We start from the raw sequence: 23,180 nt of genomic DNA, 5'->3' as shown, positions 1-23,180 counted from the left end.
CCGGATGGCACGGATCTTCTGGATGGCGGTCGGCGCAGGCGCCGCGGTGTGGGCCATGAACAAGGCCAACGGCGCCGTGCAGCGGCTCACCCCGGACAGCCTCTCCGGCACCGCCGCGCGCGGTGCCCTGCACCTGGGCGACCGGGCCAAGCAGTTCGCCCAGGACGTGCGCTCCGGCATGGCCGAGCGCGAGGAGCAGCTCAAGGACGACCTCGGACTGCACGGCACCGCCGTGGCGGAGCCCCGCAGCACCCGCCGGGTGCTGCGCGGCGAGCCGCAGTACCGAGCTATCTCGGCGGTGCCCGGTCGCCCGGCCGCCGCCCTGCCCCCCGCCCGCGCCCTGCCCGACGGCGGGGGCCGCACCGTCCCACAGACCATTGAAGAAACGCCCCGCCGAGCCCTGCCGCGGGGCGGAACGAACCGGAAGGACCACTAATGGAGTCGGCTGAGATCCGCCGCCGCTGGCTGCGCTTCTTCGAGGAGCGCGGCCACACCGTCGTTCCGTCGGCGTCCCTGGTCGCCGACGACCCCACCCTGCTGCTGGTCAACGCCGGCATGGTGCCGTTCAAGCCCTACTTCCTGGGCGAGGTCAAGCCGCAGTTCTCGCGCGCCACCAGCGTCCAGAAGTGCGTGCGCACCCTCGACATCGAGGAGGTCGGGAAGACCACCCGGCACGGCTCCTTCTTCCAGATGTGCGGCAACTTCTCCTTCGGTGACTACTTCAAGGAAGGAGCCATCAAGTTCGCCTGGGAGCTGCTCACCACTCCCGTCGCGGACGGTGGCTACGGCCTGGAGAAGGAGAAGCTCTGGATCACCGTCTACAAGGACGACGACGAGGCCGAGCAGATCTGGCGCGACGTCATCGGCGTGCCCTCCGAGCGCATCCAGCGCCTGGGCATGAAGGACAACTTCTGGTCGATGGGCGTGCCCGGCCCGTGCGGCCCGTGCTCGGAGATCAACTACGACCGCGGCCCCGCGTACGGCGAGGAGGGCGGCCCGGCGGTCAACGGCGAGCGCTACCTGGAGATCTGGAACCTGGTCTTCATGCAGTACGAGCGCGGCCACGGCGACGGCAAGGACGGCTTCGAGATCCTCGGCGACCTGCCGAGCAAGAACATCGACACCGGCCTGGGCCTGGAGCGCCTCGCCGCGATCCTCCAGGGCGTCGACAACCTCTTCGAGATCGACACCAGCCGGATGATCCTCGACCGCGCCGCCGAGCTCACCGGCCACAGCTACGGCGCCGACCACAAGTCGGACGTCTCGCTGCGCGTGGTCACCGACCACATCCGCACCGCGCTGATGCTGGTCGGCGACGGCGTCACCCCCGGCAACGAGGGCCGCGGCTACGTGCTGCGCCGCATCCTGCGCCGCGCCATCCGCAACATGCGCCTGCTGGGCGCCACCGAGCCGGTGGCCAAGGACCTCACCGACATCGCGATCAAGGCGATGGCCCCGCAGTACCCGGAGCTGGAGACCGACCGCAAGCGGATCGAGACCGTCGTGGTCGCCGAGGAGGCGGCCTTCCTGCAGACCCTCAAGGCCGGCACCAGCCTGCTGGACGCCGCGGTCACCGAGACCAAGCAGTCCGGTGGCGCGGTGCTCTCCGGCGACCAGGCCTTCAAGCTGCACGACACCTACGGCTTCCCGATCGACCTCACCCTGGAGATGGCCGAGGAGCAGGGCCTCCAGGTCGACGAGGCCGGCTTCCGCCGCCTGATGCAGGAGCAGCGGGACCGCGCCAAGGCGGACGCCAGGGCGAAGAAGATGGGCCACGCCGACGTCGCCGCGTACCGCGAGGTCGCCGACAAGTCCGGCGCGAGCCTCTTCACCGGCTACAACCTGACCGAGGGCGAGGCCACCGTCGTCGGCCTGCTGGTGGACGGCGTCCCGTCGCCGGCCGCCTCCGAGGGCGACGAGGTCGAGCTGATCCTCGACCGCACCCCGTTCTACGCCGAGGGCGGCGGCCAGCTCGCCGACCACGGCCGGATCCGGCTGGAGTCCGGCGCGGTCGTCGAGATCCGCGACGTGCAGCAGCCCGTCCCGGGCGTCATCGTGCACTCGGGCGGTGTGCTGTTCGGCGAGGTCGTGCTCGGCGCCTCGGCGTACGCCACGATCGACACCGAGCGCCGCCGGGCGATCGCCCGCGCCCACTCGGCCACCCACCTGACCCACCAGGCGCTGCGCGACGCGCTCGGCCCGACGGCCGCCCAGGCCGGCTCCGAGAACGCCCCCGGCCGCTTCCGCTTCGACTTCGGCTCGCCCGCCGCCGTTCCGGGCAGCGTGCTGGTGGACGTCGAGCAGAAGATCAACGACGTGCTGGGCCGCGAGCTGGAGGTCACCGCCGAGGTCATGACGATGGACCAGGCCCGCAAGGCCGGCGCCATCGCGATGTTCGGCGAGAAGTACGGCGACGAGGTGCGGGTCGTCTCGATCGGCGACTTCTCCAAGGAGCTGTGCGGCGGCACCCACGTCGGCAACACCGCCCAGCTGGGCCTGGTGAAGCTGCTCGGCGAGTCCTCGATCGGCTCCGGCGTGCGCCGCGTCGAGGCGCTGGTCGGCGTCGACGCGTACAAGTTCCTGGCCCGCGAGCACACCGTGGTGGCCCAGCTCACCGAGCTGGTCAAGGGCCGCCCGGAGGAGCTGCCGGAGAAGATCTCGGGCATGCTCACCAAGCTCAAGGACGCCGAGAAGGAGATCGAGCGCTTCCGCGCCGAGAAGGTGCTGGCCGCCGCGGCGGGCCTGGCCGACTCGGCCGAGGACGTGCACGGCATCGCGGTGGTCGCCGCGCAGGTCGCCGACGGCGTGGGCGCGGACGAGCTGCGCAAGCTGGTCCTGGACGTGCGCGGCCGGCTCGGCTCGCGCCCGGCCGTGGTCGCCGCCTTCACCGTGGCGAACGACCGCCCGCTGACCGTGATCGCCACCAACGAGGACGCCCGCGGCCGCGGCATCAAGGCCGGCGAGCTGGTCCGCACCGCCGCCAAGACCCTCGGCGGCGGCGGTGGCGGCAAGGACGACGTCGCCCAGGGCGGCGGCTCCAACCCGGCCGCGGTCGGCGAGGCGATCGCCGCGGTGCGCGGCCTGGTCGCGGAGCGCGCCAGCTGATGGAGCAGGAGGAGAGGCCCTTCCGGCGTGGGCGGCGGATCGCCGTCGATGTCGGTGACGCCCGGATCGGGGTCGCGTCCTGCGACCCCGACGGGGTGCTCGCCACGCCGGTGGAGACCGTTCCGGCCGGCGTGAAGTCGCAGGCCAGGATCGCCGCGATCGTCGAGGAGTACGACGCGATCGAGGTGGTCGTCGGGCTGCCGCGCTCGCTCAGCGGCAAGGAGGGCCCGGCCGCGGAGAAGGTCCGGGCCTACGCCTCACGGCTGGCCAACCGGGTCTACCCGGTGACGGTGCGGCTGGTGGACGAGCGGATGACGACCGTCACCGCGACCCACGGGCTGCGCGCCTCGGGGGTCAAGGCGAAGAAGGGCCGCTCGGTGGTCGACCAGGCCGCCGCCGTGGTGATCCTGCAGACCGCCCTTGAGTCCGAACGGGTGAGCGGACGCCCGCCCGGTGAGAGCGTCGAGGCGACCGGCTGACCGGCCTGATCTAACGTCCCGAAGAGGGGTCCGTGCGGACACGTCCGCACGGACCCCTCTTTCGTTCGTTTCCGTGTCCGTTTCGGATCGATCCGCATCGATTCGTGTCGGACCGGAGCGATTCTCAGCGATTCGGGACCGCCGAGGGGGCCGCGAGCCATGACCGACCAGGACTTCCACCCGGGGCTCACCCCGGGGCACCTGGGTGCGCCGGTGCTGGAGCCGGAGGGCCGTCCTCCGGGTGCGCCCCGGCCGCGCTCCGATGCGCCGGACCCGCACCGGCGGCGTAACGGACTGGCCTGCGGCCTCACCGCCTTCGCCCTGGTCGCGGTCTTCGGCGGGATCGGGCTCACCGGCTACACCTGGTTCCAGCACCAGCGCAAGCCCGCGGCGGCCGCCGACTACGCGGGGCAGGGCAGCGGCAGCGTCCAGGTCTCGGTGCCGGAGGGCGCGGGCCTGTCCCAGATCGCCTCCGCGCTGGTCCGCAACGGGGTGGTGGCCAGTTCGCTCGCCTTCACCCGGGCGGCGAAGGGCAGCGCGGCCGCCGCCGGGCGGATCCAGCCCGGCACGTACACGTTGAAGCAGAAGATGTCGGCCGCCGCCGCGCTGGCCGTCCTGATCGACCCGGCCAACGCCAACGGCCTGACCATTCCCGAGGGTTGGCGCGGCTACCAGATCTACGCGGCGATCGACAAGAAGCTCAACCTCCCCGCGGGCACCACCCAGAAGGCCGCCCAGGAGCAGAGCGCCGAGCTCGGCCTCCCGGACTTCGCCAAGGGCAGCCCCGAGGGCTACCTGTTCCCGGCGACCTACGCCGTCACCGACGGGACCACCGCGCTGGACCTGTTGAAGCAGATGGTCGAGCGGGCGGGCAAGGAGTTCAGCCGGGACGACGCCAACGTCGTCGCGCAGAACCTCGGACAGAGCCTGTACGGGCTGGTCACCGTCGCCAGCATGGTCCAGGGCGAGGCCGACAACACCGAGGACATGGGCAAGGTGGCCCGGGTCATCTACAACCGGCTGGCCAAGGGGATGCCGCTCCAGCTGGACTCCACCATCAACTACGCCCTCGGCCGCTCGACCCTGAACACCACCGTCACCGACACCAAGCTGGACTCCCCGTACAACACCTACCTGCACCCGGGCCTGCCGCCGTCGCCGATCTCCAACCCGGGCCGGCAGGCGATCATGGCGGCGCTGGACCCGACGCCGGGGGACTGGGTCTACTTCGTGACCGTGAAGCCCGGGGACACCCGCTTCACCGACAGCTTCGAGGTGCAGCAGAAGAACGTCGCCGAGTTCAACGCCGCCCGGGCGGCCAAGCCGAGCGCGCCGGCCTCCACCGCTCCGACCGCCGCCGCCAGCCCCTCGACACCGGGCGCCGCCACACCGTGACGGCCCCGTACGCCGAGCGTGAGGTCGCTCACTGACAGTGCGTCCGCCCGGGCGGGGGTACGGCTGCGGTACGGTAACGTCTCCTCCCAGGCGCTGCGCTAGCACGCCGGTTCGAGAATCAGCCGGGACCGCGTCGTCCCGGACGGCCGGTCCGATCCTCCGGTCGTCACCGTCGGTTAAGGGGATCAATGACCGATCTGGGTCGGGGCTACGGCCCCCAGGGCGAGCCGTGGCACCCCGGTGATCCCGGTTACGGCGGCCAGCAGCCGATCCCCGGCCAGCAGGACGGCCAGTGGCAGCAGTACCCGCAGCAGGACCAGCACGGCCAGCAGCCGTACGGGGACGCTCAGCAGGGGTACGCGCAGCAGCAACAGCAGCAGCAACAGCAGCAGCAGCAGATGCAGCAGCAGATGCACGGCGGCCACCCCCAGCAGATGATGGCGCCGCAGGGGTACGGGCAGCAGGGCATGCCGCAGCAGGGGTACCCGCAGCAGCAGATGCCGCAGCAGGGCTACGACCAGGGGTTCCCGCAGCAGGGCATGGGTCAGCAGGGCATGGGTCAGCAGGGGCAGGCCTACCCGCAGCAGATGCAGCAGGGGATGCCCCAGCAGGGGTACGGGCAGCAGCAGATGCCGATGCAGCAGCAGGGCATGCAGCAGCAGATGCAGCAGGGGATGCCCCAGCAGCAGGCCGCCCGCCCGGCCCCGGTGCCCGAGGCCGCCTCCGGTCCCGGCCCGGACGGCATCGACTGGGAGGCCGAGGCCGCCGCGCTGGAGTCCGGCGCCGATCCGGTCGGCGGCGCGCACGAACCCGCGGAGGGGGAGTGGGACGGCCGCGCCGAGGAGGAGCACCACGAGGGCGACCGCTACCTCGACGAGCACGCCGAGGCCGAGCAGAGCGGCTTCCTCGGTGAGCAGGACGACTCCCGCGAGGCGAAGAAGAAGCGCAAGGAGAGCGGCAAGAAGGCGGGCCGCCGCAACGGTGGCGCCTGCCTGGTGGTCGCCGTGGTGCTGCTCGGGCTGCTCGGCGGCGCCGGCTGGTGGGGCTACGGCTTCTACCAGGACCACTTCGGCCCGCCGCCGGACTTCACCGGCGAGGGCACCGGCTCCGTCCAGATCGAGGTCAAGCAGGGCGCGGTCGGCGGGCAGATCGGCGCCGCCCTCAAGGCCGCCGGTGTGGTCAAGAGCGTCGACGCCTTCACCAAGGCCTGCGACGCCGAGCCCAAGTGCCAGACGATCCAGTACGGCTTCTACACCTTGAAGAAGGAGATGCCGGCCGCGGCCGCGGTCAAGGAACTGCTGGACCAGGCGGGCGGCGCGGCGATCGTGTTCCCGGAGGGCAAGAACTCCTCCGAGATCTACGCCAAGATCGACGAAAAGCTGAAGCTCCAGAAGGGCACCACGGCGAACGTCGCCAAGGCCCAGGTCAACGAGCTCGGGTTGCCCGCGTACGCGAACGGCAACATCGAGGGCTTCCTCTGGCCGACCCGCTACAACATCGCCGACGGCATGAAGCCCGAGGACCTGCTCAAGCAGATGGTGAAGACCGCCACCGACAAGTACGCCAACCTGGACAGCCAGGCCTCCAAGGCGGGCCTCAAGAACGGCTACGAGGTGGTCATCGAGGCGAGCATCCTGCAGCGCGAGGGCAACAACCCGGGCGACTTCGCCAAGATGGCCAGGACCATCCAGAACCGGCTGGCCAGCGACACCGTGCGCCACACGCTCGGCATGGACACCACGCTGCAGTATTCGCTGGGCCGCAAGGAACTCACGTCGAAGGACATCAACGACGGGTCCAACAAGTACAACACCTACATCAACCCGGGCCTGCCGCCGACGCCGATCTCCAACCCCGGTGACGAGGCGCTCAACGCGGTGCTCAACCCGGCGGACGGCAAGTGGCTGTACTTCATCGCGATGTCCCCGACCAACACGCTGTTCGCCGAGACGGACAAGGAGCACGCGGCCAACGTCGAGGCGTACTGCAAGGCGGCGGGCCAGGGCTTCGACAAGGTCGGCCTGCACTGCACCACCAAGTAGCAGGCACCACCAAGTAGCCGGCACCAGCAAGTGGCCGCCACGGCACCGTCGTTCACGGAGATCACGGAGAGGCAGTGTTGACCAGCAAGCACCGGGCGGCCGTCCTCGGCTCACCGATCGCCCACTCGCTCTCGCCCGACCTGCACCGGGCCGCCTTCGCGGCGCTCGGGCTGGACGGCTGGCGCTACGACCGCTTCGAGGTCGACGAGGCTGCCCTGCCCGGGTTCCTCGCCGGGCTGGACGAGGCCGAGTGGGCGGGGCTGTCGCTGACCATGCCGTTGAAGCGGGCGGTCATCCCGCTGCTGGACGAGGTCAGCGCCACGGCCCGCGCGGTGGACGCGGTGAACACCGTGGTGTTCACCGCCGACGGGCGGAGCACCGGGGACAACACCGACGTCCCCGGGCTGGTGAACGCGCTACGCGAGCGCGGCATCACCGAGGTGCCGGCCGCCGCCGTGCTGGGGGCGGGAGCCACCGCCTCCTCGGCGCTGGCCGCGCTGGCCCAGGTCTGCACCGGCGAGGTGACGGTCTACGTGCGCAGCGCCGAGCGGGCCCGGGAGATGGCCGAGCTGGGCGAGCGGCTCGGCGTGGCGGTGCGGACCGAGGACTGGGAGCGCGGCGCGGAGGCGCTGGAGCGGCCGCTGACCGTCTCCACCACCCCGGTCGGGGCGACCGACGGCTTCGCCGGCTCGCTGCCGGCGGCCCCGGGGGCGCTGTTCGACGTGCTGTACCACCCGTGGCCGACGGCGCTGGCTGCCGCCTGCGCGGGGCGCGGGGCGACCGTCCTCGGCGGGCTGGACCTGCTGGTCCACCAGGCGGTGCTGCAGAGCGAGGCCTTCACCGGGCGGGCGCCCGGGCCGCTGGCGGCGATGCGCGAGGCGGGGGAGCGGGCACTGGCCGGGCGCTGAGAACGCCGCGCGCGGCCGAATCGTTTCGTGGAGTGACCGGTTGCCGTCCGTCACGCGGACTGTGCCCCCAGGGGCTGCCGGGGCATGAAAGGATTCGGACAGAAGGCACGCTCGGGCGGGCCCCGGCGGTGCCGTGGGCCGGCCCGCTGATGAAGGAGCTCCGTTGGGTACGTTGCGCTGGCTGACGGCGGGGGAGTCGCACGGCCCCGCACTCGTCGCGACGCTGGAAGGCCTGCCCGCCGGTGTACCGGTCACCACCGAGGTGGTGGCCGACGCGCTGGCGCGCCGCCGGCTCGGTTACGGCCGCGGGGCGCGGATGAAGTTCGAACAGGACGAGGTGACCTTCCTCGGCGGCGTCCGGCACGGTCTGACCATGGGCAGCCCGGTCGCGATCATGGTCGGCAACACCGAGTGGCCGAAGTGGGAGCAGGTCATGTCGGCCGACCCGGTCGACCCCGAGGTGCTGGCGGGCCTGGCCCGCAACGAGGCGCTGACCCGCCCCCGGCCCGGCCACGCCGACCTGGCCGGCATGCAGAAGTACTCGATCGAGGAGGCCCGGCCGATCCTGGAGCGCGCCAGCGCCCGGGAGACGGCCGCCCGGGTCGCGCTGGGCGCGGTCGCCCGCGCCTACCTGCGCGAGGTGGCCGGGATCGAGATCGTCAGCCACGTGGTCGAGCTGGCCGCCGCCAAGGCGCCGGCCGGCGTGGTGCCGCTGCCCTCGGACGAGGCCCGGCTGGACGCCGACCCGGTGCGCTGCCTGGACGCGGACGCGTCGAAGGCGATGGTCGCCGAGATCGACCAGGCCCACAAGGACGGCGACACCCTCGGCGGCGTGGTCGAGGTGCTCGCGTACGGCGTGCCGGTGGGCCTCGGCTCGCACGTGCACTGGGACCGCCGGCTGGACGCGCGGCTGGCCGCCGCGCTGATGGGCATCCAGGCGATCAAGGGCGTCGAGGTCGGCGACGGCTTCGAGCTGGCCCGGGTCCCCGGGTCGCAGGCGCACGACGAGATCGTCCCGACTCCCGAGGGCGTCAAGCGCACCTCCGGCCGCTCCGGCGGCACCGAGGGCGGGCTGTCCACCGGTGAGGTGCTGCGGGTGCGCGCCGCGATGAAGCCGATCGCCACCGTGCCGCGGGCGCTGCAGACCCTGGACGTGCGCACCGGTGAGCCGGCCAAGGCGCACCACCAGCGTTCGGACGTCTGCGCGGTGCCGGCCGCCGGCATTGTCGCCGAGGCGATGGTCGCGCTGGTGCTGGCGGACGCGGTGAACGAGAAGTTCGGCGGCGACAACGTCTCCGAGACCCGCCGCAACGTCCAGGGCTACCTCGACAACCTGATCATCCGATGACGAAGCCCGTCGTGGTGCTGGTCGGCCCGCCCGGCAGTGGCAAGTCCACCGTCGGGCGGGCCCTGGCCGAGCGCCTGGGCGTCGGCTTCCGGGACACCGACGCCGACATCGAGGCGCTGGCCGGCAAGCCCATCCCGGAGATCTTCATCGACGAGGGCGAGCCGCACTTCCGCGAGCTGGAGGTCCGCGCGGTGCGCGCGGCCGCGGAGGGACACGACGGGGTGCTGGCGCTCGGCGGCGGCGCGGTGATGGCCGAGGCCACCCGTGCGCTGCTGCGCGAGCTGCCGGTGGCCTTCCTGGAGGTCCCGCTGGGCGACGCGGTCAAGCGGGTCGGCCTGGACGCCCCGCGCCCGCTGCTGGCCGTCAACCCCCGGGCCCGCTGGCGCGAGCTGATGGAGGCCCGCCGCCCCCTCTACCTGGAGGTGGCCACCGCCGTCGTCGACACCGCCGACCGCACCCCCGAGCAGGTCGCGGACGCCGTACTGGAAGCACTGGAGCTGAACACCCCCCATGACTGACACCACCGTCAGGATTCACGTCGGCGGCAGCGCCGGCCACGACCCGTACGACGTGCTGATCGGGCACCAGCTGCTCGGCGAGCTGGCGCCGCTGATCGGCACCCGCGCCAGGCGGGTCGCGATCATCCACCCGGAGGCGCTGGCCGCCACCGCCGACGCCATCCGTGAGGACCTGGCCGGTGAGGGCTACGAGGCGATCGCGCTCCAGGTGCCGAACGCCGAGGAGGCGAAGAGTGCCGAGGTCGCCGCGTACTGCTGGTCGGTGCTCGGGCAGACCGGCTTCACCCGCAGCGACGTCGTGGTCGGCCTCGGCGGCGGGGCCACCACCGACCTGGCCGGCTTCGTCGCGGCCACCTGGCTGCGCGGGGTGCGCTGGATCTCCATGCCCACCACGCTGCTCGGTATGGTCGACGCGGCCGTCGGCGGCAAGACCGGCATCAACATCGCCGAGGGCAAGAACATGGTCGGCGCCTTCCACCCGCCGGTGGGCGTGCTGGCCGACCTCGGCACCCTGGAGACTGTGCCCACGCACGACTACGTCTCCGGCCTCGCCGAGGTCATCAAGTGCGGCTTCATCGCGGACCCGGCCATCCTCGACCTGATCGAGGCCGACCCGGAGGGCGCCAGGACGCCGGCCGGACCGCACACCGTCGAGCTGATCCGCCGGGCCATCCAGGTCAAGGCCGACGTCGTCTCCGGGGACCTCAAGGAGTCCGGCCGACGCGAGATCCTCAACTACGGCCACACCCTCGGCCACGCCATCGAGCGCAACGAGCGCTACAAGTGGCGGCACGGCGCGGCGATCTCCATCGGCATGGTCTTCGCCGCCGAACTCGGCCGCCTGGCGGGCCGGTTGGACGACGAGACGGCCGACCGCCACCGCACCGTGCTGGCCTCGGTCGGCCTGCCGCTGAGCTACCGGGCGGACGCCTGGCCGAAGCTGCTGGACGCGATGAAGATCGACAAGAAGTCCCGCGGCGACCTGATCCGCTTCATCGTCCTGGACGGCCTCGGCAAGACCTCCGTACTGGAGGGCCCCGACCCGTCGCTGCTGGTCGCCGCGTACGCGGAGGTCTCGGCGTGACCAGGGTGATGGTGCTCAACGGCCCCAACCTGGGCCGGCTGGGCAGCCGGGAGCCGGACGTCTACGGCGCCACCTCGTACGCCGGGCTGGTCGAGCGCTGCACCGCGCTGGGCAAGGAGTTCGGCTTCGAGGTCGAGGTGCACGAGACCAACTCCGAGCAGCAGATGGTGGAGTGGCTGCACGAGGCGGCCGACGGGCAGGTGCCCGTGGTGATCAACCCGGGCGCGTTCACCCACTACTCGTACGCGATGCGGGACGCCGCGGCGCAGCGTACCGCGCCGCTGATCGAGGTGCACATCTCCAACCCGTACGCGCGGGAGACCTTCCGGCACAACTCGGTGATCGCGGCGGTGGCCTCCGGCACCATCGCGGGCTTCGGGATCGGGTCGTACGAGCTGGCGCTGCGGGCGCTGGCGGAGCAGCTCGCCTCGCGCTGACTGCTGGTCAGTGGCCCGGCGGCGGACTGTGCCCGCCGCCGGGCCGCCGTGTAATGTCCCCGCTGAGAGGTGTCGGGAGGTGCCGTGACGCAGTACGCCGGAGGCGGGGAGGTCCCGCCGCGTCCCGCCGCTCCGCCGGTGCCGCCGGGGGGCGGTGCGGGGGTGTCCACGCCGGGGGCACCGGGTGCGCCGGTGCCACCGCCGCCGGTCGCTCCGGCCCCGGTCGCCGCGCCCGCCACCACGCTTCCCCCGCCGCCCGCCGCTGCACCCGCCGCGGCTCCGGCTCCCGCTCCCGTCGCGCCGCCACCGGCCGCACCCCGGCCCGCCCCGGCCACCCTGGCCGCTCCGGTTCCGGCTCCGGTTCCGGCTCCCGTCGCGACGCGGGCCCCGGTGCCGAACCCCGTGCCCGCCCCGGCCGCGGCACCGCCGCCCGCGCCCGTCCCGGCCGGTGGCACCGGGCACTTCGTGCTGCCCGCCGGCACGCCCGTCCAGCTCCCCGCCCACCCCTCGCAGCGCCACGCGCCCGCCGGCCCCATCGCCGTCCTGCTGATCGGCCCGGCCGGGGCGGGCAAGACCACCGTCGCCCGGTACTGGGCCGAGCGCCGTGGCACCCCGACCGCGCACATCAGCCTGGACGACGTCCGGGAGTGGGTGCAGTCCGGCTTCGCCAACCCGCAGGCCGGCTGGAACAACGCCTCCGAGGCCCAGTACCGGCTGGCCCGCCGCACCTGCGGCTTCGCCTGCCGCAACTACCTGGCCAACGGCATCTCCTGCATCATCGACGACGCCGTCTTCCCGGACCGCCCGGCGATCGGCCTCGGCGGCTGGAAGCGGCACATCGGCCCGGGCATGATCCCGGTGGTGCTGCTACCCAGCCTGGACTCGGTGCTGCGCCGCAACGCCCGCCGCGGCGGCACCAGGCGGCTCGGTGACGAGGAGGTCGCGCGCATCCACGGGCGGATGGCCGGCTGGTACAACTCCGGGCTGCCGATCATCGACAACTCGTACCTGGACGTCGCCGGCACGGCCGCCGAGCTGGACCGGGTCATCCTGGCCCGGCTGATGGGCATGCCGGTCCGCTGACCACGGGGTTCGGGCCCGGTCGGGGGCGGCTGAGATGATGGACGGGTCCTGCCAGAACCACCCCGGGAGCTGACGCCCGTGCCGGAAGGCCACATCATCCACCGCCTCGCCGGCCAGAACCGGAAGGCCTTCGGCGGCCGCCCGGTGCAGGTCTCCAGCCCGCAGGGCCGCTTCGCCGACGAGGCCAAGGCGCTCGACGGCCAGCTGCTCACCGGCGCGGAGGCCACCGGTAAGCACCTCTTCCTCGGCTTCGAGGAGGGCGGCTGGGTGCACGTCCACCTCGGGCTCTACGGCGGCTTCACCTTCGGTACCGGCCCGGCGCCCGAACCGGTCGGACTGGTCCGGCTGCGGCTGGCCAACGAGGACGGCTACGCCGACCTGCGCGGTCCCAACACCTGCGCGCTGGTCACCGGGGCGGAGAAGGCCGCCGTCGCCGCCCGCCTCGGCCCCGACCCGCTGCGCGCCGACGCCGATCCGGAGGCCGCCTGGCGCCGGATATCGGGCAGCCGCACGACCGTCGCCGCGCTGCTGATGGACCAGAAGGTGCTGGCCGGGGTCGGCAACGTCTACCGCGCCGAGGTGCTGTTCCGCCACCGGATCGCCCCGCACCGGGCCGGTCGCGACCTCACCCGCCGCGAGTGGGACGCGATCTGGGCCGACCTGGTCGCCCTGATGCACCAGGGTGTCGCCGCCGGCCGGATCGACACCGTACGCCCCGAGCACACCCCCGAGGCGATGGGCCGCCCGCCCCGCGTCGACGACCACGGCGGCGAGGTGTACGTCTACCGCCGCGCCGCGATGCCCTGCCTGGTCTGCGGCACGGAGGTGCGGACGGAGGCGCACGCGGCGCGCAACCTGTTCTGGTGCCCGACCTGCCAGGCGGCCTGAGGAGGATTCAGGCGCCACGGGCCGCCCGACGCCGTAGGCTGGGCCCGGCTGGTCGGAGGGAGCGGACGGGTGGACGGCTACGAGGTGTCCAACAGCTTGTCGGGCGCGGTGGTGCACGGCAACGTGATCCAGGGCGGGAACGTCACGGTCCAGCTGCAGGACAGCCTCCGGACGCCGCATCAGGTCCGGCCGTCCCGGGACTTCTTCGTCAACCGGGAGCGAGAGCTCGCCACCCTCGTGGCGGCGATCGGCCGGGTCGAGGAGCGCAGGCCCCGGATCGTGGCGTTCACCGGGCTCGGTGGGGTCGGGAAGACGGAGCTGATCGCCCATTTCGTGTCGCGGCACGGCAGCCTCTTCCCCGGTGGGGACCTCTACGCCGATCTCGCGGCGTACCGCCATCTCGGCGGGGTCGACCTCAGCGAGGTGCTGGCCGGGTTCCTCCGGGAGTTCGGGGTGGCGGACGTCCCCGGCACCCTGCCGGAGCGGGCGGCGCGGTTCCGGACGATCACGGCCGAGCGCCGGGTGCTCGTGTTCCTGGACAACGTCGAGCACGCGGCCGAGGTCAGGGGGCTGCTGCCGGCCGGTGGCCTGGTGGTCGTCGCAGGCCGCCGACGGCTGCCGGGGCTGAGACTGGACGGCGCCGAGGTGCTCCAGCTCGATCCGCTCAGTCCGGCGGCCGGCGTGGAACTGGTGCGCTGCTGGCTCGGCCCGGGCCGGGGCACCGACCAGGAGGTCGCCGAGCTGGTCGGGTTCTGCGACGGCCTGCCGCTGGCCCTGAACGCGATGGGCTACCAACTGCTGGACGGCGAGCTGGAGATCGACCAGGCTCTGGCCGAACTCTCGGACCCGGCGCACCGGTTGGTGTCGCTGGACAACGAGGAGGGCGGGATCGACAGGATGCTCGACCCGGTGGTCCGGCGACTCTCCCCGCACGCCAAGGCGCTCTACCACCTGGTGGGCGTCAACCCGGGGCCGTTCGTTTCGGCGGAGTTGGCCGAGGCGGCCGGGATCGACCGGGCTTCGGAAGGGTTGCGTGAGCTGCGTTCCGCGCACCTGCTGGACGATGTCGTCGACGACGGCCCGGGACGGCGCTTCCGCGCTCACGACCTGGTCCGGCTGCACGCGCGTGGGTGCGCCCGCGAGCTGCCCGAGCGCCTCGACCTGCTGGCCCGGACCGTCGGGTACTTCCGTGGCCGGGCCGCGCTGGCGGACACCCTGGTGCTCGGGGACCGTTTCCGGCTCCAGGAGCGCAGCGGTGAGGGGCTGCCCGGGTTCACCGACAAGAAGAGCGCGCTCGGGTGGCTGCGGGCCGAGCGGGCCGATCTGCGGGAGGTCGTCCGTGCGGCGGCGGAGCAGGGTTGGCACGGCGAGGTCTGGCGGCTGTGCGAGTCGCTCTGGGCCCTCTACCACAGCGACAAGAACTACGGGGACTGGATCGAGACCCACCGGCTCGGCGTGGAGTCGGCGCAGTGGGACAACCGCCCGGACGCGGTGATCCGCATGCGCAACCAACTCGCGCGGGCGCATTACGAGTTGAAGGAGTACCCGCTGGCCGTCGAGCAGGTCGCGATGGCGTCGGAGATCCTGCCGCTCGTCGACGAGCCGCGGCTGAGCGGCGTGCTGTACGAGACCGACGGTCTGCTCTGTCTGGCCGACGGGCGTCCGGAGCGTGCGGTGGAGCGGTTCGTCCTGGCCAGGGAGGCCAACGAGGGCGATCCGCACGGCGAGGTCGTGCAGGACTACAACATCGCCCAGGCCCTGATCGCGGCCGGGCGGGCGGCCGAGGCGATCGGTGTGCTGGACGGGGCGGCGGCGACCGCCGAGCGCACCGACGACGAGCCGATGCTGATGCGGCTGCCGCTGGTGCGGGCCCGTGCGTACCGCGGCCTGGGGGACCTGGAGTCGGCCGTCCGGTGCGCGGAGGAGTGCGTGCGACGGGCGGCGGAGCTCGGCCAGCTCGCCAAGGAGCGGGAGGCGCACCGACTGCTGCTCTCGCTCGCGGAGGAGCTCGGGGACGCCACGCTCGCGGCGCGCAGCCGGGCTTGGTTGGGAGAGCCGGAGGCCTAGGGCGTGTCTGACAATTCCCGCCGGGCGCGCGACGCCGGGGCACGCACCTCGCCGCGTTGTCGTCAGTCGCCGATGCTCCGCATGGACTCCCTCCTCCGCCTTGCGATGCACGCACCCCAACGCCGCGCGCTGATCCGACGCGAATTGTCAGACACGCCCTAGGCGGGCCGTGCCGGGAAGGGCACCTGGGTCTAGGCCGGCCGTGCTGTGAAGGCCACCCGGGTCAGGTGGGTTCCGGTGCGGATGGTGAGGCCGTGGTCGGGCAGCAGGGCCGGCTCGCCGCCGTCGGCGAGCCACAGGACGAGCGCGGAGCCCAGCAGGAGCGGGTCCAGGAGCGGTTCGGTGGTGCCCCAGGCTTCCTCGGCCTGTGCCTCCAGGAGCAGGCCGTCGGGCAGCCGGACCAGATGGCGGGCCTCACCGAGGGCGGCCACCAGCACGCCGGCGCTCGGCCAGTCGGCCGAGGCCTCGGCGAGCCAGTGCTCGGCGGGCCGTTCGGCCCGGATCGTGGTGCGGGCCAGGACCTCCGCCGTGAACTTCAGTTCTCGGACGGGTTCCTCGGTGCTCGCGACGTGGAAGCCACGGGGGCGGTGGTGCTCGGGGACGACGATCGGGAACCGGCGGAGGCTGACCTCGCTGCCCCGGCATTCGCCCTCGACGTCGTAGGCCGTCGGCGACTCGGCGGGTAGCGGGACGGGTGCCGGGTAGGGCGGCAGGTCCGGGGCCTTGGCCGGCCGGTCGACGGCCGGCAGGAAGTCGTGCAGCAGGGTGGCCAGGAGCTCGCCGGAACGACCGCGTCGGCCGAGCGAGCGGTCGGTGATCGACTGCAGTGAGGCCGGATCGTGTTTCGCCATGGCCTGTTCGATCTGGGCCAGCAGGTCGCTGTGCGGATCGAGCGCGGGTGCGGCCTGGCCGAAGGCGTAGGTGGGGGACCGCGGGTCGAGTTCGGCGGCGCCGCTGGTGACGAGCAGGGTCGGGTGCCGCAGGGCCGCACCGTAGAAGGAGACCGAGCCGTGGTCGCCGATCAGGCAGTCGGCGGCGACGACGGTGGCCTGCCAGCCCTGGTGCGGTGGGATGAGCCGCAGGCCGGAGCGGGTGGCGGCGGCGAGGATCGCCTCCGGGTCGTGCTTGGCCCAGATGTTGGGGTGCAGGATCACCGCCACGGTGTACTCGTCGGCCGGGAGCTGGGCGATGAGCGAGGACGGGAGGTCGAGGGCGTGGGCGAATAACGAGTGTTCGCTCCAGGTGGAGTTGACCACGACCAGGCGCCGTCCGTCGACGGCGCCGAGCGCTGCGCGGTAGCGGTCCCGGGAGTCCGCGCTGTGCTGCATCCGGTCGTGGCAGAGGTCGCCGACCTCCCGGGCGCGGGGGAGGGCCTCGGGGCACCAGTCCGCCAGCCGGCCGAACTGTTCGGAGTGGGTGAGGCCGACGACGCTGGGGAACACCCGCCGCCGGTAGGTGAGTTCCCGCCGGGAGAGGCCGGCGGCGCTGACCGGGTCGCCGGTGGACTCGGTGACCAGCCGGTTGTACCCGGCGCCGTGCGGGAGGACGACGAGCGGCGCGTGCAGCCGGTGCATGGAGGCGTGGACGGCGCAGGCGACGGCAAGGTCGAACTCGTACCGGACGGCCTCCTTCCAGGGCAGCACGGTGATGTTGCCGGGCAGGGTGCGGAGGTAGTCGTCGAGTCCGGTGGCGAACTCCGAGCCGGGGTTGACGGTGATGTAGAACCTGATGCCGTCCTGACCACGCAGCAGCATGAGCACGTCGAGAACCCGGGTGGCCGAGGTGAGCGTGCGGGCGACGGCGAGGACGCGCGCCGTGACCGGTCGGGAATCCCAGCGTGAGTCGTCGGGCCAAGGCCGAGGCCGGAGGCGAATCAGCACACGAAGATCGTACTCATCCCCCCGCGCCCCCGGCGTGGTTTGCCGAGTGTCGGTCAGCCCGCCGCCGCGGCGGGCTCCTCGTGGTCGGCGGCGGCGCATTCGTCGAGGAGGGGGCGCATGGCGTCGTCCACGAGCCGGTAGCGCACCACGCGTCCGTCCTTGTCTCCGGTGACCACTCCCGCCGTGCGGAGCAGCCGCAGGGCCTGGGAGACGGCCGGGTCGCGCATGCCGGTGGCGACCGCCAGGTCGCTGACGGCGAGCGGCCCGGCCCGGTGGAGGGCGAGCAGCAGGGCGAGCCGGCCGGGGTCGGCGAGCAGGGAGAACCGCTCGGCCCAGGACCGGACGTGCTCGGTGTCACCGATGGCGGCGATGGCTTCGCAGACCCGGTGTCCGTCGATGGTGCGGTGGCCCGCGCGGTCGGCCGGTACGAGATGCATGCGGACATTCTGGCAGCTCACGACCTGTGATCCTGGACACCTGCACAGGTGCGCAACCTTGCGAGGGTGCGGTCCTGCCCCTACGGTGTTCCCCGCCGTGGTGCTCGGGAATACCGGTGACGGACCTTCGACAGGTCCTGCTCCGGAGCGGCCCTCGCCACTGTGATCGGGGGAGAGAAGTCCGGACCCACATGCCACTGGGCGCTTCGTGCGCCTGGGAAGGCGGGTCCGGAAGCCCCGTAAGCCAGGAGACCGGCCACGGCATCTCACGAAGTCATTCCACGAGGTGCTGGAGCGTGATCCGAAGATGACCCTGCCCGAAACCGCCGCGCCCGCCGAGGCGGACCCCGCCCCCTCCGTACTGCCCACCTTCCGGTGGAAGCGCGAGGACACCGTCCGTACCGCCGGGCTGATGGGGGTGATCCTGGCCATGCACGTGGTGGCCTTCGGGACCCTCATCTTCCTGGTCGCGCCGCACAACTACGCCGTCGGCACCCAGGTCTTCGGGGTGGGCCTGGGCATCACCGCCTACACCCTCGGCATGCGGCACGCCTTCGACGCCGACCACATCGCGGTGATCGACAACACCACCCGCAAGCTGATGGCGGACGGCAAGCGGCCGGTCTCGGTCGGGTTCTGGTTCGCCCTCGGCCACTCCTCGATGGTGGTCATCATGGCCGCCCTGGTGGCGGGCGGTGCCCAGCTGGCGAACACCCTGATGGACGACGACTCGGCCACCCACAAGTGGCTCGGGGTGGTCGGCACCACGGCCTCCGGCGCCTTCCTCTACCTGATCGGCGCGCTCAACCTGGCGGCGCTGCTCGGCATCCTCAAGGTGTTCCGCTCGATGCGGGCCGGGCAGTTCGACGAGTCGGAGCTGGAGGCGCACCTCGACTCGCGCGGCTTCATGGCCCGGATCCTGAACCGGGCTACCCGCTCGATCACCCGGCCCGGGCAGATGTTCCCGGTCGGCATGGTGCTGGGCCTGGGCTTCGACACCGCGACCGAGGTCACCCTGATGGTGATGGCCGGTTCGGGCGCGGCGGCCGGGCTGCCCTGGTACGCGATCGTCTGCCTGCCGCTGCTGTTCGCGGCCGGGATGAGCCTGTTCGACACCCTGGACGGGACGTTCATGAACTTCGCGTACCAGTGGGCCTTCTCCAACCCGGTGCGCAAGGTGTACTACAACCTGACCATCACCGGGCTGTCGATCGCGGTGGCCTTCATCATCGGCACCATCGAACTGGTCGGCGTGCTGCACGAGAAGCTCGACCTGACCGACCCGGTGACCGGGTTCATCGCGGACATCTCGCTGGACAACGTCGGCTACGCGATCGCCGGGCTGTTCGTGGTGGTGTGGGCGATCGCCATCGGGTACTGGAAGCTGGCGGGCGTCGAGAAGCGCTGGACTCCCGCGCAGCAGCAGCAGTAGCGGTCGGGGTCACGCTGCCGCGAGCAGCAGCGTGCCCGCCACGGCGAGCCCGGCGCCGACCACCTGGACCGGGCGCAGCCGCTCCTTCAACACCCCGCGCGCCAGCAGCGCGGTGACCACCGGGTAGAGCGAGGCCAGTACGGCGGCCACCGCCGCCGAGCCGCCGTGCGAGGCCGTCGCGTAGGCGGCGTTGCCGGCCACGTCGAGCAGCCCCACGGCGGTGAGCAGCGGCAGCCGGGCGCGCAGCCCGGGCAGCAGTCCGCCGCCGGCGGTGCCACGCAGCGAGTACACGCCACGCAGCGAGTACAGCAGCGCGGCGCCGCCGACCGCGATGTTGACCAGCCGCTGGACGCACAGCACCAGCAGCAGCCCGCCGCCGGCCGAGGCCTGGGCGAGCAGGGACATGTTGGCGCCGAAGCCGAAGGCGGCGGCCAGGGTGAGCAGCAGGGCGGTACGGGCGGCGGCCGGTCCGCCGCGTTCGGGCCCGCCGGCCAGCACCACGCCGGCCACCGCCACCGCGATCCCGGCCAGCTGCGCCGGGCCGGGCCGCTCGCCGAGCGCGAGCCCGAGGCCGACCGGGACGGCGACGCCCACGGTGGCCAGCGGGGAGACCACGCCCATCGGGCCGAGGGCGAGCGCCCGGTAGAAGGCGAGCATCGCGAACGGGCCGATCACCCCGGCGGCGACGGCGTACCAGAGGGCCGGGGAGGCGTCGGCCCAGCCGCCGGTGGCCAGCACCGCGAGTACCAGTACGGCGGCGGCCGTGGCCTGGGAGACGACCACGACGGCGAGCGCGGGCAGTCGGCGGGTGAGGATGCCGCCGCCGAAGTCGCCGAGGCCGGTGAGCAGGCTGGCGGCGAGGGCGAGCAGGGCGGTCACCGGAGCGCCCCGGGGCTCACGGCGTGCGGGGTCGAGGCCCGGGGGGCCGGGGCGCGGGGGATCGAGGACAGCACAATGCACTCCGAAGTACAGTCGGATGGACTTGTTGCCGGAACGGCAGCGTAGTGCACAAAACTGAACTCGGCCGAACACTATTCTGTACTTCTCGTACGGTGAGACACCGGAGGACTGCCCGCGTGCCGGACCCCGACCTGGTCTCCAGGGCCCTCGCCCGGAACCTCAAGCGGCTGCGCACCGAGCGCGGCCACACCCTGGACGCCCTCGCCGCCCGGTCCGGGGTGAGCCGGGGCATGATCGTCCAGATCGAGCAGGGCCGCACCAATCCGAGCGTGGCCACCGTGGTCCGGCTCGGCGACGCGCTCGGCGTCTCGATCGCCACCCTGCTCGACTACGAGGAGGGTCCGGACGTCCGGATCGTGCCCGGCGACCAGGCCGTCCCGCTCTGGAACGGGCCGGCCGGCGGGACCGGCACCCTGCTGCACGGGATCGAGGCGCCCGGGCCGCTGGAGCTGTGGGAGTGGCGGATGGCGCCCGGTGAGGAGTACTCCTCCGAGCCGCACCCGGCCGGGACGGTGGAGATCCTCCGGGTCGTCGAGGGCGAGCTGACCCTCGTGCACGGCGAGCGCGAGCACACCGTGCCGGTCGGGAGCACGGTCTCCTTCGACGCCTCCTTCGCGCACGTCTACCGCAACGCGGGGGAGCGGGAGCTGCGGCTGACCATGGTGGTGTCCGTGCCGCCGCCGCGCTGAGCCCGTCCCCGTACGTCGCGCCGTCCCCGTACGTCGCGAACGGCGCCTCCCCCGAGCTCGGGGGAGGCGCCGTTCGCGTTCCGTCGTCAGTGCCGGTCGCCGTAGCGGCGGCGGAACTGCTCGACCCGGCCGGCGGTGTCGAGCACCCGGGACTGGCCGGTGTAGAAGGGGTGGCTCGCCGAGGAGATCTCGACGTCGATCACCGGGTAGGTGTTGCCGTCCTCCCATTCGACGGTGCGGTCGCTGGTGGCCGTCGAGCGGGTGAGGAAGGCGAGGCCGCCGACCTTGTCGCGGAAGACGACCGGGCGGTAGGCGGGGTGGATTCCGGGCTGCATGGTGGGGCTCCTCCGAAGGGGTTCGTGCGGTCAGCGCTCTTCGCGGAAGTCGACGTGCCGGCCCACGACCGGGTCGTACTTGCGCAGGACCATCCGGTCCGGGTCGTTCCGCCGGTTCTTGCGGGTCACGTAGGTGTAGCCGGTGCCGGCGGTGGAGCGGAGCTTGATCACGGGGCGCAGTTCGTTGCGGGCCATCGGGCGTCCTCCTGGGGTCGCGGGCTCGTGGGCTTCGGGTCCCGGGGTCTCGTGGTGCGGGGTCCGCGGGGCTGGATCGGAACCGTACACCGAAATGGAAGTCATTTTCATCTGGTGTAACGTGACCTCCGTCCTGCCCATTCCCGGACGACAGGGAGCACCCATGTCCGCCCACTGCCAGCTCACCGGTCGCCGGCCCGGCTTCGGCAACGCGATCTCGCACTCGCACCGCCGCACCCCGCGCCGCTTCGACCCCAACATCCAGCGCAAGCGCTACTGGCTGCCCAGCGAGGGCCGGTACGTCCGGCTGGTGCTGAGCGCCAAGGGGATCAAGACCGTCGACACGATCGGCGTCGAGGCCGCCGTCGCCCGCATCCGCGCCCGGGGGGAGAAGGTCTGATGGCCAAGCAGAGCAAGATCGCAAAGAACGAGCAGCGGCGCGCGACCGTCGCCCGCTACGCCGAGCGCCGGGCCGAGCTCAAGCGGATCATCGCCCACCCCGGCACCGCCCCCGCCGAGCGCGCCGCCGCCCAGGCCGAACTCGCCCGCCAGCCCCGCGACGCGAGCGCCACCAGGGTCCGCAACCGCGACGCCGTCGACGGCCGGCCGCGCGGCTACCTGCGCGCCTTCGGCCTCTCCCGGGTCAACCTGCGCGTCCACGCCCACGCCGGGCACCTGCCGGGCGTGCGAAAGGCGAGCTGGTGAGCGGCATGGACGGCATGGACGGCACCCGGCTCCCGGTGGTGGTGGTCGCCGGACTGCACTCGGACGAACGCAGCGCCGTCGTCCAGGAGTTGGCGGCCGCCGCAGTGGACGCCGTGGTGCTGCGGCACGACCTGCGGGACGCCTCGCTCGGCCTGGTCCACCGCGAACTGCGGGACGCCGACGGGGCGTTCGACACCGGCTCGACCCCGCTGGTGAACGACTGCCCGTGCTGCGCCCTGCGCGAGGACCTGCTGCCCCGGCTGCTGGCCCTCGCCGAGGGCGGCCGGCACGGGCTCGCGGTGGTCGAACTCTGGGGCGGCAGCGACCCGCACCCCGCCGTCGAGCTGCTCGCCGGGGGCGAGGCGGACGGCCGCCCGCTGGCCGAGGCGGTCGAACTCGCGGGCGTGGTCACCGCCGTCGACCCGGACCGGCTGATCGGCGACCTGTCCGTCTCCGACGAGCTGGTGGAGCACGGGCTGCACACCGCCGCCCAGGACGAACGCACCCGCGCCGAGGCGCTCGCCCACCAGATCGAGTACGCCACCACGCTCGCTGTACCGCGCGCCACCGCGCACGGGCCGGGGCTCGCCCTGCTGCGCCAGCTCCACCCGACCGCCCGGGTGGTCCGGCTCGGCACCGGCGCGCTCACCCGGGCCGCCCTCGGCGGCTTCGACGTGGCCGCCGCGCGCGACCGCGTCAACCCGGCGATCGCGCTGCTCCCCCAGGAGAGCGACGAGGCCGGGGTGAGCACCCTGGTCTGGGAGCGCCGCCGCCCGCTGCACCCGGAACGGCTGCACGGGGCCCTCGAACTGCTCGTCCCGGCCGCCCAGCGCAGCCGCGGCCGGTTCTGGCTCGCCAACCGGCCCGACCTGATGCTCGCCTGGGACGCGGCCGGGGCCAATCTCGCGGTCGAGGAGTGCGGGCCCTGGCTGACCGCCCTGCCCGACGCCGCCTGGGACCTCTACCCGCCGGCCCGCCGCGCCGCGGCCGCCCTCGACTGGCACCCGCTGCACGGGGACCGGGTGCAGCAGCTCAGCTTCACCGCGGAGGGGCTGGACGTGGACGGCATCACCGAACTGCTCGGCTCCTGCCTGCTCACCGACGCCGAACTCGCGGCCGGCGAACCGGGCTGGAAGGCCCTCCCGGACGGCTTCCGGGACCTCCTCGACCCCGTCCACCTCTGACCGACCCCG

24 protein-coding genes and 1 riboswitch are annotated in these 23,180 nt (G+C 73.0%); of the genes, 18 read left to right on the top strand and 6 right to left on the bottom strand.

Annotated elements, in window-relative coordinates; genetic code table 11:
* Nucleotides 1-4 precede the first annotated feature (4 nt).
* From ACIQWA_RS23475 to mltG (ACIQWA_RS23460), 4 genes are all read left to right on the top strand, one after another.
* Nucleotides 5-436 (top strand): DUF6167 family protein, encoded by a 432-nt coding sequence (locus ACIQWA_RS23475; RefSeq protein WP_360230085.1) that lies wholly within the window; start codon nt 5-7, stop codon nt 434-436.
* Nucleotides 436-3,105 carry an alanine--tRNA ligase gene (alaS, locus tag ACIQWA_RS23470; protein WP_402485359.1) on the top strand — a complete coding sequence of 890 codons (2,670 nt, stop codon included), beginning with the start codon at nt 436-438 and terminating at the stop codon, nt 3,103-3,105. Before ACIQWA_RS23475 ends, alaS begins: the two co-directional genes overlap by 1 nt.
* A complete protein-coding gene (gene ruvX / locus ACIQWA_RS23465; RefSeq protein ID WP_360230081.1) occupies nt 3,105-3,584 on the top strand; it encodes a Holliday junction resolvase RuvX in 480 nt (159 codons plus the stop codon). The genes alaS and ruvX overlap by 1 nt, the downstream gene beginning before the upstream one ends.
* 159 nt (nt 3,585-3,743) lie before the next feature.
* Nucleotides 3,744-4,979 carry an endolytic transglycosylase MltG gene (mltG, locus tag ACIQWA_RS23460; RefSeq protein ID WP_402485356.1) on the top strand — a complete coding sequence of 412 codons (1,236 nt, stop codon included), beginning with the start codon at nt 3,744-3,746 and terminating at the stop codon, nt 4,977-4,979.
* A gap of 185 nt (nt 4,980-5,164) precedes the next feature.
* Here the strand turns inward: mltG (ACIQWA_RS23460) and ACIQWA_RS23455 are convergent, their stop codons facing one another.
* Nucleotides 5,165-5,395, bottom strand: a complete 231-nt coding sequence (locus tag ACIQWA_RS23455) for a hypothetical protein (RefSeq protein WP_402485353.1) — start codon at nt 5,393-5,395, stop codon at nt 5,165-5,167.
* Here ACIQWA_RS23455 and mltG (ACIQWA_RS23450) point away from each other — a divergent pair.
* From mltG (ACIQWA_RS23450) to ACIQWA_RS23410, 9 genes are all read left to right on the top strand, one after another.
* Entirely contained in the window at nt 5,378-7,021 is a 1,644-nt protein-coding gene (gene mltG, locus ACIQWA_RS23450; RefSeq protein WP_402485350.1) for an endolytic transglycosylase MltG, read from the top strand. The two genes, ACIQWA_RS23455 and mltG (ACIQWA_RS23450), sit on opposite strands and share 18 nt — an antisense overlap.
* A gap of 77 nt (nt 7,022-7,098) precedes the next feature.
* Entirely contained in the window at nt 7,099-7,929 is an 831-nt protein-coding gene (locus tag ACIQWA_RS23445; RefSeq protein WP_402485347.1) for a shikimate dehydrogenase, read from the top strand.
* Nucleotides 7,930-8,092: 163 nt separating this feature from the next.
* On the top strand, nt 8,093-9,277 hold the full coding sequence (gene aroC, locus ACIQWA_RS23440) for a chorismate synthase (RefSeq protein WP_360230073.1): 1,185 nt from the start codon (nt 8,093-8,095) through the stop codon (nt 9,275-9,277).
* Nucleotides 9,274-9,795 carry a shikimate kinase gene (locus ACIQWA_RS23435; RefSeq protein WP_380401436.1) on the top strand — a complete coding sequence of 174 codons (522 nt, stop codon included), beginning with the start codon at nt 9,274-9,276 and terminating at the stop codon, nt 9,793-9,795. Before aroC ends, ACIQWA_RS23435 begins: the two co-directional genes overlap by 4 nt.
* Complete coding sequence (gene aroB, locus ACIQWA_RS23430; RefSeq protein ID WP_360230069.1) at nt 9,788-10,879, top strand: 3-dehydroquinate synthase; 1,092 nt, start codon at nt 9,788-9,790, stop codon at nt 10,877-10,879. Before ACIQWA_RS23435 ends, aroB begins: the two co-directional genes overlap by 8 nt.
* Nucleotides 10,880-10,887: 8 nt before the next feature.
* On the top strand, nt 10,888-11,316 hold the full coding sequence (gene aroQ / locus ACIQWA_RS23425) for a type II 3-dehydroquinate dehydratase (RefSeq protein ID WP_360230367.1): 429 nt from the start codon (nt 10,888-10,890) through the stop codon (nt 11,314-11,316).
* A gap of 138 nt (nt 11,317-11,454) precedes the next feature.
* Nucleotides 11,455-12,399, top strand: a complete 945-nt coding sequence (locus ACIQWA_RS23420; protein ID WP_402485692.1) for an AAA family ATPase — start codon at nt 11,455-11,457, stop codon at nt 12,397-12,399.
* A 78-nt stretch (nt 12,400-12,477) separates the two neighbouring features.
* Nucleotides 12,478-13,287, top strand: coding sequence for an Fpg/Nei family DNA glycosylase (locus tag ACIQWA_RS23415; protein WP_402485342.1), 810 nt, complete (start codon nt 12,478-12,480; stop codon nt 13,285-13,287).
* A gap of 69 nt (nt 13,288-13,356) precedes the next feature.
* A complete protein-coding gene (locus ACIQWA_RS23410; protein ID WP_402485339.1) occupies nt 13,357-15,354 on the top strand; it encodes a regulator in 1,998 nt (665 codons plus the stop codon).
* 191 nt (nt 15,355-15,545) lie between these two features.
* Here ACIQWA_RS23410 and ACIQWA_RS23405 read toward each other — a convergent pair whose 3' ends face one another.
* Both ACIQWA_RS23405 and ACIQWA_RS23400 read right to left on the bottom strand, forming a co-directional pair.
* Nucleotides 15,546-17,108, bottom strand: a complete 1,563-nt coding sequence (locus ACIQWA_RS23405) for a hypothetical protein (protein ID WP_402485336.1) — start codon at nt 17,106-17,108, stop codon at nt 15,546-15,548.
* 179 nt (nt 17,109-17,287) lie between these two features.
* On the bottom strand, nt 17,288-17,671 hold the full coding sequence (locus tag ACIQWA_RS23400) for a metalloregulator ArsR/SmtB family transcription factor (protein ID WP_360230061.1): 384 nt from the start codon (nt 17,669-17,671) through the stop codon (nt 17,288-17,290).
* 81 nt (nt 17,672-17,752) lie between these two features.
* Nucleotides 17,753-17,947, top strand: a riboswitch (cobalamin riboswitch).
* Nucleotides 17,948-17,978: 31 nt separating this feature from the next.
* Here ACIQWA_RS23400 and ACIQWA_RS23395 point away from each other — a divergent pair.
* Nucleotides 17,979-19,103, top strand: a complete 1,125-nt coding sequence (locus ACIQWA_RS23395) for a HoxN/HupN/NixA family nickel/cobalt transporter (RefSeq protein ID WP_360230059.1) — start codon at nt 17,979-17,981, stop codon at nt 19,101-19,103.
* A 9-nt stretch (nt 19,104-19,112) separates the two neighbouring features.
* Here the strand turns inward: ACIQWA_RS23395 and ACIQWA_RS23390 are convergent, their stop codons facing one another.
* Nucleotides 19,113-19,982: an EamA family transporter gene (locus tag ACIQWA_RS23390; protein ID WP_402485333.1), complete on the bottom strand. Its 870-nt coding sequence runs from the start codon at nt 19,980-19,982 to the stop codon at nt 19,113-19,115.
* Between the two features lie 197 nt (nt 19,983-20,179).
* On the opposite strand from ACIQWA_RS23390, the gene ACIQWA_RS23385 reads away from it, so the two are divergent.
* Nucleotides 20,180-20,752: an XRE family transcriptional regulator gene (locus ACIQWA_RS23385; RefSeq protein WP_360230055.1), complete on the top strand. Its 573-nt coding sequence runs from the start codon at nt 20,180-20,182 to the stop codon at nt 20,750-20,752.
* A gap of 86 nt (nt 20,753-20,838) precedes the next feature.
* Here the strand turns inward: ACIQWA_RS23385 and ACIQWA_RS23380 are convergent, their stop codons facing one another.
* Together ACIQWA_RS23380 and rpmG are read right to left on the bottom strand one after the other, a co-directional pair.
* Nucleotides 20,839-21,087 (bottom strand): type B 50S ribosomal protein L31, encoded by a 249-nt coding sequence (locus ACIQWA_RS23380; protein WP_402485330.1) that lies wholly within the window; start codon nt 21,085-21,087, stop codon nt 20,839-20,841.
* A gap of 30 nt (nt 21,088-21,117) precedes the next feature.
* A complete protein-coding gene (gene rpmG / locus ACIQWA_RS23375) occupies nt 21,118-21,282 on the bottom strand; it encodes a 50S ribosomal protein L33 (protein WP_221753949.1) in 165 nt (54 codons plus the stop codon).
* Nucleotides 21,283-21,445: 163 nt separating this feature from the next.
* Between rpmG and rpmB the strand changes: the two genes are divergently transcribed.
* The 3 genes from rpmB to ACIQWA_RS23360 are packed head-to-tail and all read left to right on the top strand — an operon-like array spanning nt 21,446 to nt 23,171.
* Complete coding sequence (rpmB, locus tag ACIQWA_RS23370; RefSeq protein WP_360230051.1) at nt 21,446-21,682, top strand: 50S ribosomal protein L28; 237 nt, start codon at nt 21,446-21,448, stop codon at nt 21,680-21,682.
* Nucleotides 21,682-21,987: a 30S ribosomal protein S14 gene (rpsN, locus tag ACIQWA_RS23365; RefSeq protein WP_402485326.1), complete on the top strand. Its 306-nt coding sequence runs from the start codon at nt 21,682-21,684 to the stop codon at nt 21,985-21,987. The genes rpmB and rpsN overlap by 1 nt, the downstream gene beginning before the upstream one ends.
* A gap of 5 nt (nt 21,988-21,992) precedes the next feature.
* Entirely contained in the window at nt 21,993-23,171 is a 1,179-nt protein-coding gene (locus ACIQWA_RS23360; protein ID WP_402485689.1) for a CobW family GTP-binding protein, read from the top strand.
* The last annotated feature ends 9 nt before the right edge of the window (nt 23,172-23,180 follow it).

The sequence above is a fragment of the Kitasatospora sp. NPDC098652 genome (genome assembly GCF_044760155.1).
Classification (GTDB): Bacteria; Actinomycetota; Actinomycetes; order Streptomycetales; family Streptomycetaceae; genus Kitasatospora.
This window is presented reverse-complemented; position numbering and strand designations above follow the sequence as displayed.